Origin of the sequence: Bacillus sp. AFS073361, assembly GCF_002567005.1 — a bacterium.
Lineage (GTDB): Bacteria > Bacillota > Bacilli > Bacillales > Cytobacillaceae > Neobacillus.
The window spans coordinates 174,494-187,432 of record NZ_NUZU01000015.1; the positions used below are offsets into that span (position 1 = coordinate 174,494).

Genomic DNA, 12,939 nt, shown 5'->3' on the forward strand with positions numbered 1-12,939 from the left:
AAAATTAATAAAATTTATGACGAAAAATTTTGTTCAAAAAATGTTATCCTTTTATGACGCGGTGGTAAGCGTTTACACAATGGAAAGCTAGAAACAAATCTATTGTAAAAAAATTCAGAGAATAATATAATGTCTACAATACAAAAACAAATGTGCGCCACACGAGGACATTTGTAGGAGGGGAAAACACATGAAGGCAATCACGATTGGGTTATTAGGTTTAGGTACTGTTGGTTGTGGTGTAGTGAAAATTATCAAAAAAAATCAAGATAAATTGATCCACCAAGTGGGGTGCCCGGTTGTTATTAAAAAGGTCCTTGTTAAGGATATACATAAAAACAGACCCGTAGAAGTAGATACTAAGCTATTAACCTCAAATGCAGATGAAATCCTTTTTGATGATGAAATAGATGTTGTGATCGAGGTAATGGGCGGGCTTCAGGATACCAAAGATTATTTAATTACTGCACTAAGACAAGGCAAGCATGTTGTCACTGCTAATAAGGATTTAATGGCTTTACACGGCTCTGAACTGTTAACAGTTGCTTCTGAATACGGCTGTGATTTGTTTTATGAAGCAAGTGTGGCAGGGGGAATTCCAATTCTAAGAGGATTAGTTGATGGACTTGCCTCTGACCGAATTAAACAACTTATGGGAATTGTAAATGGAACAACCAATTATATACTAACTAAAATGAGTGAAGAAGGCCGTACCTATGAAGAGGTCCTTAAAGAGGCACAAGAGCTTGGTTTTGCTGAAGCTGATCCGACCTCAGATGTAGAAGGACTAGACGCTGCTCGTAAAATGACGATCCTAGCTACATTGGGCTTTTCTATGCATATTGATTTAGAAGATGTCCAAGTTTCAGGGATTTCCAAAGTTACCGATGAAGATTTGAGCTATGGGAAACAATTGGGATATACCATGAAACTAATAGGTTATGCTCATCGTGAAGGGGAGAAGGTTGAGGTTAGTGTCGCACCAACTTTCCTTTCAAATAATCATCCGCTGGCATCTGTTCAAAATGAGTATAATGCCGTTTATGTCTATGGTGAGGCGGTAGGTGAGACTATGTTTTATGGCCCTGGTGCCGGAAGTTTGCCAACAGCAACAGCCATTGTTTCAGACTTAGTTGCGGTAATAAAAAACCTGAGACTAGGGGTAAATGGAAGAAGTGCGGTGACGCCACAATATCCAAAGCAATTGAAAGATAATGATGAAAAATACTCTAAATACTTTTTAAGAATCCATGTGCAAGATGAAGTGGGTGTTTTCGCTGACATCACCACCATTTTTGCAAAATATGGCGTTAGTTTTGAAAAAATCTTACAGCTTCCTGTTAAGAAAAATGAAACATCAGAAATTGTGCTTGTCACTCACAAAGCATCATTATCCAATTATGATAAAATATTAGTAGAATTGAATGATCTCCATGCGGTTAAGGAAATTAAAAGTGCTTATCGAGTGGTGAGAAAAACGTTATAAGAGGGACAGAATTAGCATAAAAGCAGTCACACAACATAGTCGAGGAGTTGTCCATGGGTGACCCTAAATGATCGTTTTATTATTAAAGTACCAGCTAGTACAGCTAATCTAGGTCCAGGTTTCGATTCAATGGGCCTTGCAGTCGATTTGTATTTAACATTAGAAGTCGAGAAAAGTGACAAGTGGAACATTCAATCAGTTAGTGATGAATTGAAGGACTTCCCAACGGATGAGACCAATTTTATCCTGCAAATTGCCATTAAAACTGCTAGTAAATACGGAGTCGATTTACAGCCATGTCAAATCCAAGTGGCCAGTGATATTCCTTTGGCTCGTGGTTTGGGTTCAAGTGCCGCAGCCATTATTGCAGGGATTGAACTTGCTGATTCAGTAGGAAATATCGGTTTAACTCAGCAAGAAAAATTGCTTATCGCGACAGAAGTGGAAGGACATCCTGACAACGTGGGTGCATCCCTGTTCGGCGGATTATTCATTGGCTCTTATCAGGATAACGAAGTAGACATGCTCAGCATCTCTAACATTTCTTTTGAGATGGTGGCTGTCATTCCAGATGAAATTCTCTTAACGAAGGATTCCCGCGGGGTACTCCCTGCAGAATTATCTCGTGAATGTGCAATCCAAGCCTCTTCAACGGCTAATCTGTTGGTTGCAGCTCTCTTAACTCAAAACTGGGGATTAGCAGGGAAAATGATGAGCCAAGACCTTTTTCATCATCCATACCGTAAACCACTTATTCGCGCTTATCAGGAAATAGAAGAAATGGCTAAAGAACTTGGTGCGTTCGGTGTGGCGTTAAGTGGTGCAGGACCAACTGTTCTATGTTTTACAGAGAAAGGGAAAGGGAAGGTTGTCGAACGTGGCTTGAAAAGTGAGTTTTCAAGGATGTCTACAAAAATCCTGACGATTGATTTTAGTGGAAGCAGTGTTAGCTCAGTGGAGAGATTTGTGAAATAATCTCTCCACTTTTATTTTGAATTTTTTTGAAGAAAATGCTCAAATTCTTGCTTATTTAAAGGCTTACTGAATAAGTAACCCTGCATATATATGCAATCTTTCGATAATAGGAATTCTTTTTGATACTCTTTTTCTACCCCTTCAGCGATTACATGAAGATGGAGACTGCGTGCAAGATTAATAATCGCTTCAGGTATCTCTGAATTAGCGTAATCTTCATGGATATCTTGTATGAATGATTTATCAATTTTTAAGATATTAATCGGTAAATTCTTTAAATAGTTCAAGGAAGAATAACCTGTTCCAAAATCATCAATGGAAATCCTAATCCCCATTTTCTGAAGGCTTTTTAATGATTCGACAATTTCAGAGGAATTATTTAAAAGAATACTTTCCGTAATTTCTATTTCAAAATTGCTTGGATCTAATTGACTTGCAGCTAGAATTTCCTTGACCTGATTTACCATATTGCAAGGTTCTTGAAATTGCCGAGCTGAAAAATTTACTGAAACAGACAGGGGGAGCGAACGTGTTTTGTTCCACTTACTAACCTGTTGACACGCCTCCTTCATGACATATTCCCATAAGGGATGGATTAATCCAGTATCTTCAGCAATCGGTATAAACAAATCAGGAGAGACGTAACCTAATTCTTCATCTTTCCATCTTATGAGGGCTTCCGCTCCAAAAATTACCCCTAATTCAACATTAACCTTCGGTTGATAGTAAACTTCAACACTTCCACTTTCGATTGCCCTCCGTAACCGTGCTTCTAGTTTTGGTCTTTCGATATTCGATTGAATTAATTTTTCCGAATAAACGATGGCTTTGTTTCCCCCCAGCTTTTTAGCTGAGTACATCGCAAGGTCTGCATAAACGATCAGTGTGTCCATATTGTCCGTATGTTCCGGGAACAAACTAATACCGCAGCTGGCACTGAGATAAATCTCGTTTCCATCTAAAAGATATACCTTTTTTAGATTATTGACGATTTTTCCTGCTGCTGACTTTGTTTCCTTAAGACTATGACTTAATAACAAAATAATAAATTCATCGCCGCCTTGCCGGGTAATAATCGCATTATTACTGGATAAACTTGCGTTAATCCGTTCAGCAATGATTTTCAGTATTTCATCTCCTTTGTTATGTCCAAAAGAGTCATTCACATGTTTAAAACGGTCCATATCGATGAATAAAACTGATACGGTTTCACTAGTTTGATTTGCCTGTTGGAAAAATGATTGTAACTTTTCTTGCAAATATCTCCGGTTAAGCAAGCCAGTTAATGGGTCGTGATATGCCTGATATTCAATGAGCTCTTTACTTTTGTTTAAATCATTTACGTAATTCTGCAGGTCTTTCGATAAGGCATTCACATTTTCTGTGAGCAAACCTAATTCATCTTTTCTGTTTAGATGCATTATATTTCCAAAGTTACCCTGTGCAATATCATTAACCTGTTCAACAATATACCCAATTGGCTGAGTAATGGAGCGGGAGAAAATCAAACTGATAATAAAGACAATCATCATAACGATAAAGGAGAGCAGAACATGGACCATTAGTTCATGTGTGAGTTCTTTCCTAATGAGTCCATAATCATAAGCAAGTCCTATGACAAATGGTTCTGGTGTGGAATAAACAGGAACGAAGGTTTTCATCAAATTTCTGCCCTGAATATCATCCTTGTAGGATAGTACTCGTTTTGAATTTATCGCCCGTTTAATATAGGAGGCATCAACTTTTTCGTTACGGTACTTATATGAGCCATACCATACTTGTTGGGCGGATATCCGAATATAACTATTCCCGTTTAAATGGACAATTTCTTTCTTTTTACCAAAGTTTTTGGGATTGAAAACAGTGATTTCTAAAACACCGTGTTCTTTTGTAAAACCTTTAATTACCTTTCCTGGACCAAATCGTCTTTCATAATCTAATACTGCATTGTCACGAAAGTATGGATTAATAATATAGTTCGTCGTCCCATCAAAAAAATAGCCCCATTTATCGGTATGATCTGGATTGGAGGAAGCAACCTCTATCGGACCAGACCAAAAATGGGGAAGAACTAAACCTTTTCCAACAGAAACAGGAGTTAGATTAAATAGCTGCTGGAAGGCATCATACCAATATCCCCAACCCTTTGTGGACATATTAATTTCTTTTGGGTCAGAGGATTTTACTCCAATAATATCATTTTCTGTTTGTGCTAGCAGGGTTATATGTGACACTCTTACTTCTTGGGCCAGTTTTTTTAACTGTTCATTTGTAATATCCTTATAGTTTGGCGGCAGTGCGTGCTTAATCGCCAACGAAGCCGTTCGTAAGTCTTTGCCAAGAATATCTTCAACATACAATGAGCCCTCTCTAATATTTTCAACTTGGAACGACACTTCTTTAGTGATCATATCAATTTCTCTTTCGTTATTTGAAAGCAGCTGATTTTTTGAACGAAGAAAATGAATCGTATTATTCGTTACTAAAATTAAAAATACTAGCAAGCAAAAAATCAGTGGCATCTTTTTTTTGATTGACAATGACACAACACCTCAGGTTAAGCTGTGACCCATAGGATATTACAGGATGAGTCATAACTGTTTTGATAAGACTCCAAAGACCTTTAACCTTTCAGACCTTCGAGCCATTCTTGATAACATTCATCACACAATGTTTCATCTCTCTCTTTGTTTGAAGAGATAAAGGATACATGGTGCATCTGTCTTTCATCAACATCATTGGTACAATAAAAACACTTTTCAGGCATTGGAATCCCCCTCTAATTTGTTTTATTACAATCGTTTTTTCACCAATAATTCTTTTTGCATAGAAAAAATCTCCATGCATGTTTTAACTTAGTTTGGCACGTATAATATGTTTAAATACAAATAAAAGAAGAAAAGGTGGGAGACTAATGGATTTTATAAATAAAGTGGTCATTGTAACAGGTGCTGCCAATGGGATTGGAAAAGGTATTGCTAGTGCATATGCCACCGCTGGTGCTAAAGTCATCCTGGCAGATGTTGACGAAGAAATAGGTAATTTAACGACGGAAGAGATGCGAAGCTGCGGAGGGGACGTTCTATTTGTAAAGACAGATGTTAGAAGAGAAAAAGACATAATTCGGCTTGTAGAAGTAACAAAACAAAAGTATGGAAAAATTGATGTTTTAATTAATAATACAGGCAAAGGGGTATTTAAGTCTCCCCTAGAATTAACAATTGAAGAATGGGATGATGTGATTCATACAAACTTAAGAAGTGCCTTCCTCTGTTCGCGAGAAGTGGCTAAATATATGCGGGAGAATGAATCTGGAGGATCTATTGTCAATATTGCCTCAACACGGGCCATTATGTCAGAACCTAACTCGGAAGCTTACGCTGCTTCAAAAGGAGGAATTGTTGCGATTACCCATGCTTTGGCTGCGTCTTTAAGTGAATATCGAATTACCGTCAATGCTATATCGCCTGGGTGGATACATAATGGTGATAAATCACAATTAACAAAACTCGACCATGAACAGCATTTCTCAAAACGTGTTGGTGAACCAAGTGATATTGCTCGAGCATGTTTGTATCTAACCCATCGTGAAAATAATTTTGTCACAGGGATTAATTTAGTGGTGGATGGGGGAATGACGAAAAAAATGATTTACGAGGAATAGAACAAACAAACTGGGCTCCAGACCGAACATTCTCAGCCCAGTTTGTGCAAAGTGCCGTCGACTAAATGCACGGCACTATCAATAAATAATTTTGATAATAGGGATTGTGTTTTATTAATGTTATAGACTAAATAAAAGTATCTTTCTTCGTCAAACCCATTTATTGCATGCATCTTAAGCATGTTGTTGGAAGAATATACTTTTGCCGCGATTTCGGAAATTATCGAAATACCAATGTCTTGGATGACAAACTGCATCAAGCTTTGTCCGCTTTCCGTATAGGCAATGATATTTAATTGCTCCTTGTGAATGTTATTTTTTTTAAGAACCCGTTCCAAAAGGGCATTTGTTCCTGAGCCTGAATTACGCATCACAAACGGATAGTTTAAAATATCGCGAATATTTACTGGACCAACCATTTCGTTTTGGTTCGATGTAATTAGGACTAATCTTTCTTTTAAAAGTGGGATAAAGCGAAGTTTTTCATTATCATATTTTTCACCTAATATACCGATATCCACAGAGCCGTTTAACACTTTTTCAGCAACAATTTTTGATGAGGATTGGTTGATATGAAATATTACTTCAGAATATTGTTCCCTAAATTGTTTAACCATGCCTGGAATCATAAATTGCCCTGGGACAGAGCTGGCGGCAATCCGAATCTTCCCCTTCAGATCTGTCATTCCCTCTTTTAAATCGAGCAATGCTTGGTCTTTAATTAATAAGAGTTTAAGGGCCCATTGATACAAACGTTCCCCCTTCGGCGTAAGAATACTCTCTCTTCCCACTCGATCAAAAAGCTTTATATTAAGCATTTTCTCTAATGCCTGAATGTGAGAACTAACCGTTGATTGGCTTAAAAATATTTCATCTGCTGCCTTAGAAAAGCTTTTGTGTTCGACCACCTTTGTAAAAACATACAACTGATGTAAATCTATCCTAATCATCCCCTAATATATAAAATCGATAATTCACATTGGTAAAATAGATAAAATATTGAAATCATTATATCATCTCCTGTGCATGAAGTAATTTTAGCAATCAAATAAAAAGAAGGAGTGCAGATTTCATCACTCCTTCTTTTACCTTATACAATTAGAGAATGCTTTTCCTCCGCCAGGCATAAATCTAATATCCATGGCCATTTTCCGTGTCCTGACTGTGTATTTATGTGACCTGCATTAGGGATGGTGATGGAAGGAAAGCTAAGATTTGAATAGCTTTTTACATCTGCCCAGCTGCAATACGGATCATTAGTTGAATGGATAAATAATGTATTTTCAGCTGCATTCTTTAGGTTGTTTCTATCCAAAGGTACAGGGTAGAATGATTTTGCTTCAGTGAGAATGTGGTTTGGAGAAGGCGGTGCGACTAAAATCACCCGGTTGGCAATTGATTTATTTTGAGTAGAAGCATAATGAAGCCATAATAAGCAGCCTAGACTGTGTGTAATGACTGTTAAATTATTTTCCTCTGGGACCATCCGCAGATTAGTAGTCAATTCCTCCAGCCAAACGCTCTTATTAGGCGAGTCGAAGTTTGTAAAAGTTGGATATTGTACATGAAAATTCTTTCTAGTTAATTCATTTGCCAGCCAAGTTTGCCAATGATCAGTTCCACTACCGCCTAATCCATGAATGATAACAAAACTTTGTTGGTTCATTTAATCCCCACCTAATTTTTAATTTTTACTATTCCGATGAAATAAGTTGGTTTTATTGAGATTATAGTTGTTTTAAACGAAAAAGGCAATCATTGTCTCATAATTTATTAATTTTTTGGATAAACAACTGAAAAGTATATTTGCAATTGTATTGATAAACAATCAAAATAAATTGATTAGATAAATAGAAAGTAGGGGTATTTTTGTCAGATTTTTTATCATTAGGTATTTCAGAACCACTCGTGGAAACATTACGTGGTCACGGTATTGCTAAACCAACACCGATTCAACAACAAGCCATTCCATTTGTGATCAATGGTATCGATATCATAGCACAGGCGCAAACAGGAACGGGAAAAACGTTTGCATTCATCCTGCCAATATTAGAAAAAATTAAACGTGAAGCGGAGCATGTTCAGGCATTGATCGTAACGCCTACGAGAGAATTAGCCCTGCAAATAACAGAGGAAATTGAAAAACTAATTTCCAATCTAACAGGTATCGATGTTTTAGCCGTATATGGAGGCCAGGATGTTGATAAACAATTAAAAAAGTTAAAGAGGGGAATGCAGATAGTCGTAGGAACACCCGGGCGACTCTTGGATCATATTAGAAGGGAAACCATTCGTTTATCAGAAATAGATTACCTTGTTTTAGATGAAGCCGACCAAATGCTCCATATTGGGTTTCTCAATGAAGTGGAAGATATTATAAGAGAAACACCAGTAAGCAGGCAAACGATGCTTTTTTCAGCAACCATGCCGCCTGAAATTCGTAAATTAGCAAAAAAGCATATGAGAGATCCAGAATACATTCAAATTGAAAAAACCCAAGGACCTGCTGAAACGGTGAAACAAATGGCGATTCATACGACTGATCGTGGGAAACAAGGCACGCTTATTCAACTAGTAGAAACGTATCGTCCGTTTTTAGCGGTTATTTTCTGTCGGACCAAACGCCGTGTAAGTAAACTGTTTGATGTCCTGAAGGCAAATGGATTTTCTTGCGATGAATTACATGGGGATTTGTCTCAAGCAAAGAGAGAGCGGGTGATGAAACGGTTTAGGGATGCAGAGGTACAATTGCTCGTTGCGACAGATGTGGCGGCAAGAGGACTTGATGTTGAGGGGGTCACCCATGTGTTTAATTATGATATCCCTCAAGATACGGAAAGCTATGTCCATCGCATTGGCAGAACAGGAAGAGCTGGGATGACTGGTCTGGCCATTACCTTTTATACTTCGATAGATCAACCTATGCTTGAAACAATTGAAGCTGAGCTAAATATCACGATTCCAAAACAAAATATGGGAAATAACAAAGAGGGCAATGAGACCAAAAGAAACGATAATAAAGAGCACAGTACTCAAAAAGTGAAACATGGAATTAGAAAAGCAAAACCAAGTACACCACGAAATCGAAACGAATCAGGAAGAAGAGAGAATAAAACTGGTCGAAGTGGGGGCTCTAATAAGAGGTCCAATACCATTAAGTCTAGAAGTAACAGTTCTAACAGTGGATCTGGAAGAAAAGGACAAAAATAAATTTCTTAGGAAAAGTTCAATAAGGATAATGAAAATGGGACTGACGCAATTCAGTCCCATTTCTTTTTATATATGATAGGTTTTTCAAATAAGATTACTGTCTAGCTCCAGCGCACTAGCGTTTTTGTAATTTAACCACCAATGTTAATGCCAGTATTAGACTTAACCAAAACTTCTTCATACCTTTTCACATCTGCTTTTTGACTGGAGAAGATCGTTCCAAGGTAACCTGCAATAAATCCTAGTGGAATCGAAACAATTCCAGGAGTTGTATATGGGAACCATGGTTCGCCAACAAAAATGGCTTTTCCAACTTCAGGGCTGAACACATTCGGGCTGACAATCACCAAACCGATGGCTGAAATAAGGCCAACTACCATCGCCCAAATGGCACCAGTTGTATTGAAGCGTTTCCAGTAAATAGTATAGAGAATTACCGGAAGATTGGCGCTGGCTGCGACTGCGAACGCGAGTGAAACTAGGAAGGCAACATTTAGGGTTTGTGCCCCTAGAGCTAGAATAATAGAAATAACTGAAACGCCAACCGCTGCCCAGCGGGCCATACCAACTTGCTGCTTCTCTGTTGCTTTTCCTTTTTTCAGGATGACGTTATAGAAATCATGAGCAAATGCAGAGGCGGCTGTCAATACTAGGCCAGCCACAACAGCTAATATTGTCGCAAAAGCAACGGCTGAAATGAAAGCAAATAGCATATTCCCGCCAAGTGCTTGTGCTAAAAGTGGGGCTGCCATATTTCCTGCGGGATTGGCAGATACAATTGCACTGTTACCAACAAAGGCTGCGGCGCCGAAGCCAAGGAAAATGGTCATAACGTAAAAAATCCCAATGATCCATGTGGCATAAACTACCGAAGAACGAGCAGTTTTGGCATCCTTTACCGTAAAGAAACGAACAAGAATATGTGGAAGACCAGCTGTTCCAAGAACCAATCCCATATTTAACGATATAGTATCAAGGCCAATTTTGTATTTTACACCTGGATTTAAGAAGGTTTCCTTTAATGGCGTGGCAGTTTTCATTTGCGCAAACATATCGGTAATACTCCAGTTAAATTTGGCAAAAACAATAATTGAAATAACTAAGGTACCACCCATTAATAGAACAGCTTTTATAATTTGTACCCAACTTGTTGCATGCATACCTCCAAAAATAACGTATACGGTCATAAGGACTCCAACGATTAATACGGATGTGGTATATTCTAAGCCTAATAATAATTTAATAAGTGCACCTGCACCAACAAGCTGTGCAATCATATAAAAAATAGAAATCGTAACCGTGTTCATGGCAGCGAAGCCACGGACCTTTTTAGCATCAAAACGAGCAGCAATCATATCAGCAAATGTATATTTTCCTAGGTTTCTTAGTGGTTCAGCAACTAAATAAAGTACAACCAGATAGGCTACGAGAAAACCAATACTATAAAAGAAACCATCAAAGCCTGTTAAGGCAACTGCACCTGCAATTCCAAGGAACGAAGCAGCAGACATATAATCCCCAGCAATGGCAAGTCCATTTTGCCAGCCAGTTAAACCACCGCCAGCGGTATAGAACTCACTAGCATTCTTTGTTCGTTTTGAAGCGTAGTATGTAATTACTAATGTTACAAAAACGATACAAAGAAACATTGTAAAAGCAGCAGTATTCATTAGTTAGCCCCCTTTTCCTGAATGACTTCATACGCCAATTCGTCGAATCTTGCTGCTTTTTTCGAATAAATCATACATAAAGCCCAAGTCATGACAAATTGTAAGAAAGCAAAAACCCATGCCCAAGTAATACTGCCGATAAACTTGTGATTTAACACAGTAGAATAAGAAGTTAGTACAGGTAAAGCAAAGTAAAAACAAAAAAAGAATATGGTGACAGGGATGATGAACTTTTTCTTTTCGGAGAGTAATGTTTGAAATGATGAAGACTGGACAATTGAGGTGTAATCGCTTTCAGAAAAAGTCTTAGTTTTTTTGGCCTCCATGGAAGGTCCTCCTCTCAAATAAAACTTATTGTTCAAATTGAGGTAAATAAAGACAATGCTGATTGTCGGTGTCTGAGGAAACGATAGATTGAAGCATGTTGAATAACTTAATTAGAGAATTCTCCCTCCTTAAATACAGATTTTTCTAAATTTTTAAATTACATTTATGATTTTATTATAGTGATAAGGTAATATGCAATAGGAAATTAAAAAAAAGGTAAAAATACCCACTAGTGGGCATTTTTACTGTGGTGATGGGGTTATATTAGATGGGCCGTTGAAAAAAAAGAAAACCTCTGCAGCGCAAAGGTTTTCGAATAATGGAGAATAGGGGGCTCGAACCCCTGACCTCTTGCATGCCATGCAAGCGCTCTCCCAGCTGAGCTAATCCCCCGGATATTTGGTACAAGAAAAATTATATCTGTATTATTATAATCTTGCAAGAGAAAATTTAAGTAAGGATAAATTTTTTAACCTATACTTTCAATTTCTACTTTTTGAATACCTTCTAAATTAGAAACAGAGGCATACACATCAGTTGTTTTTTCACGATAGTCAACGGCAACTAATATTTGAACGAGATGGTCGCCATTATCTAAATCCTTAATCTTGAGCCTGCGAACGATATAATTTTTTTCGATTAGGAAGGAAATAGCTTTTTCAATTTGACCTTGATCCCTAATAAATAGTTGCAGCATAATTTCTTTTTCCCTTAATTGTTTCGGCCCAATGATTTTCATTAAAAATGGAACAAATTCAACACTAAGTATAAGCAGTGCTACCCCAGCAAATGCTTCTATGAAAAAACCAGCTCCGACTGCAATTCCAATTCCTGCTGCACCCCAGATCATTGCTGCCGTTGTTAAACCAGATATACTATCATTTCCACGTCTTAAGATTACACCTGCACCTAAGAAACCGATCCCTGAAACAATTTGTGCTGCTAAGCGAAGCGGATCCATAGTTATTTTGACATCATCTGAATCAGGAAACATGTACGCTGATTCAATGGATACAATCGTTAACAGACAACTTACAACAGAAATAACTAGGCTTGTTTTGAGGCCTACCGGTTTCCTTTTTAATTCACGTTCAAGACCAATAATAAGACCAAACACTGCAGAAACACCAAGTTTAATTAAAATTTGCATATCGACACTACTCATTTTAAATCACGTCCATTTATACAGTCGTTGACTGAAATTTTGATTCTTGAAAAAATACTGATTACAAAATAAATATAGAATACCTTTCCTTAATTCTACACATAAACGAGTATCTAATGGAAGAAGCATATAAATGTTGTTTGCCATACTTAGTTAGAAATCATTTTTGAAAAAAATCAAAAATTATATTGCAAACATTTATTTATCATGTTATATTAAATCTCGTCCTCATCGAGCGGGTCAACAAGTGAAAAAAGAAATAAAAAAGTTGTTGACACCACGATATAAGATGTGATAAATTAGTGAAGTCGCTTTCGAGCGGTCGATTGAAATTTTAAGTGATTTGTTCGCTTATTAGAAATTGTTCTTTGAAAACTAAACAAACAAAATCGTGCAAACAAACAATAAATTTTAGTTTCAGCAATGAAACTAAGCCAACGTA

At 37.3% G+C, this 12,939-nt stretch carries 11 protein-coding genes and 1 tRNA gene; 4 read left to right on the forward strand and 8 right to left on the reverse strand.

The genetic code is table 11. The features are described 5' to 3' along the window. The first annotated feature begins 190 nt into the window (after nt 1-190). A complete protein-coding gene (locus tag COJ96_RS10585) occupies nt 191-1,486 on the forward strand; it encodes a homoserine dehydrogenase (protein ID WP_098572906.1) in 1,296 nt (431 codons plus the stop codon). 57 nt (nt 1,487-1,543) lie between these two features. Then, nucleotides 1,544-2,461 (forward strand): homoserine kinase, encoded by a 918-nt coding sequence (gene thrB, locus COJ96_RS10590; protein WP_098572907.1) that lies wholly within the window; start codon nt 1,544-1,546, stop codon nt 2,459-2,461. Between the two features lie 11 nt (nt 2,462-2,472). Here thrB and COJ96_RS10595 read toward each other — a convergent pair whose 3' ends face one another. Together COJ96_RS10595 and COJ96_RS28565 are read right to left on the reverse strand one after the other, a co-directional pair. Beyond that, a complete protein-coding gene (locus COJ96_RS10595) occupies nt 2,473-5,001 on the reverse strand; it encodes an EAL domain-containing protein (RefSeq protein ID WP_098572908.1) in 2,529 nt (842 codons plus the stop codon). An 83-nt stretch (nt 5,002-5,084) separates the two neighbouring features. Beyond that, nucleotides 5,085-5,228, reverse strand: a complete 144-nt coding sequence (locus tag COJ96_RS28565; RefSeq protein ID WP_180230054.1) for a hypothetical protein — start codon at nt 5,226-5,228, stop codon at nt 5,085-5,087. Between the two features lie 147 nt (nt 5,229-5,375). Between COJ96_RS28565 and COJ96_RS10600 the strand changes: the two genes are divergently transcribed. After that, the gene (locus tag COJ96_RS10600) at nt 5,376-6,125 is read left to right on the forward strand and encodes a glucose 1-dehydrogenase (protein ID WP_180230055.1); all 750 of its coding nucleotides are present in this window, start codon (nt 5,376-5,378) and stop codon (nt 6,123-6,125) included. Nucleotides 6,126-6,157: 32 nt separating this feature from the next. On the opposite strand, the gene COJ96_RS10605 is transcribed toward COJ96_RS10600, so the two are convergent. Both COJ96_RS10605 and COJ96_RS10610 read right to left on the reverse strand, forming a co-directional pair. After that, the gene (locus tag COJ96_RS10605) at nt 6,158-7,075 is read right to left on the reverse strand and encodes a selenium metabolism-associated LysR family transcriptional regulator (protein ID WP_257148483.1); all 918 of its coding nucleotides are present in this window, start codon (nt 7,073-7,075) and stop codon (nt 6,158-6,160) included. Between the two features lie 140 nt (nt 7,076-7,215). After that, nucleotides 7,216-7,791, reverse strand: a complete 576-nt coding sequence (locus tag COJ96_RS10610; RefSeq protein ID WP_098572909.1) for an RBBP9/YdeN family alpha/beta hydrolase — start codon at nt 7,789-7,791, stop codon at nt 7,216-7,218. 203 nt (nt 7,792-7,994) lie between these two features. On the opposite strand from COJ96_RS10610, the gene COJ96_RS10615 reads away from it, so the two are divergent. Continuing rightward, nucleotides 7,995-9,335 carry a DEAD/DEAH box helicase gene (locus COJ96_RS10615; RefSeq protein WP_098572910.1) on the forward strand — a complete coding sequence of 447 codons (1,341 nt, stop codon included), beginning with the start codon at nt 7,995-7,997 and terminating at the stop codon, nt 9,333-9,335. Nucleotides 9,336-9,466: 131 nt separating this feature from the next. Here the strand turns inward: COJ96_RS10615 and COJ96_RS10620 are convergent, their stop codons facing one another. From COJ96_RS10620 to COJ96_RS10635, 4 genes are all read right to left on the reverse strand, one after another. After that, a complete protein-coding gene (locus COJ96_RS10620; RefSeq protein ID WP_098572911.1) occupies nt 9,467-11,005 on the reverse strand; it encodes a solute symporter family protein in 1,539 nt (512 codons plus the stop codon). Continuing rightward, nucleotides 11,005-11,331 (reverse strand): DUF485 domain-containing protein, encoded by a 327-nt coding sequence (locus COJ96_RS10625; RefSeq protein WP_098572912.1) that lies wholly within the window; start codon nt 11,329-11,331, stop codon nt 11,005-11,007. The genes COJ96_RS10620 and COJ96_RS10625 overlap by 1 nt, the downstream gene beginning before the upstream one ends. A gap of 321 nt (nt 11,332-11,652) precedes the next feature. Continuing rightward, nucleotides 11,653-11,725 (reverse strand) — tRNA-Ala (locus COJ96_RS10630). Between the two features lie 76 nt (nt 11,726-11,801). Next, a complete protein-coding gene (locus COJ96_RS10635; protein WP_098572913.1) occupies nt 11,802-12,497 on the reverse strand; it encodes an MgtC/SapB family protein in 696 nt (231 codons plus the stop codon). Between the last annotated feature and the right edge of the window lie 442 nt (nt 12,498-12,939).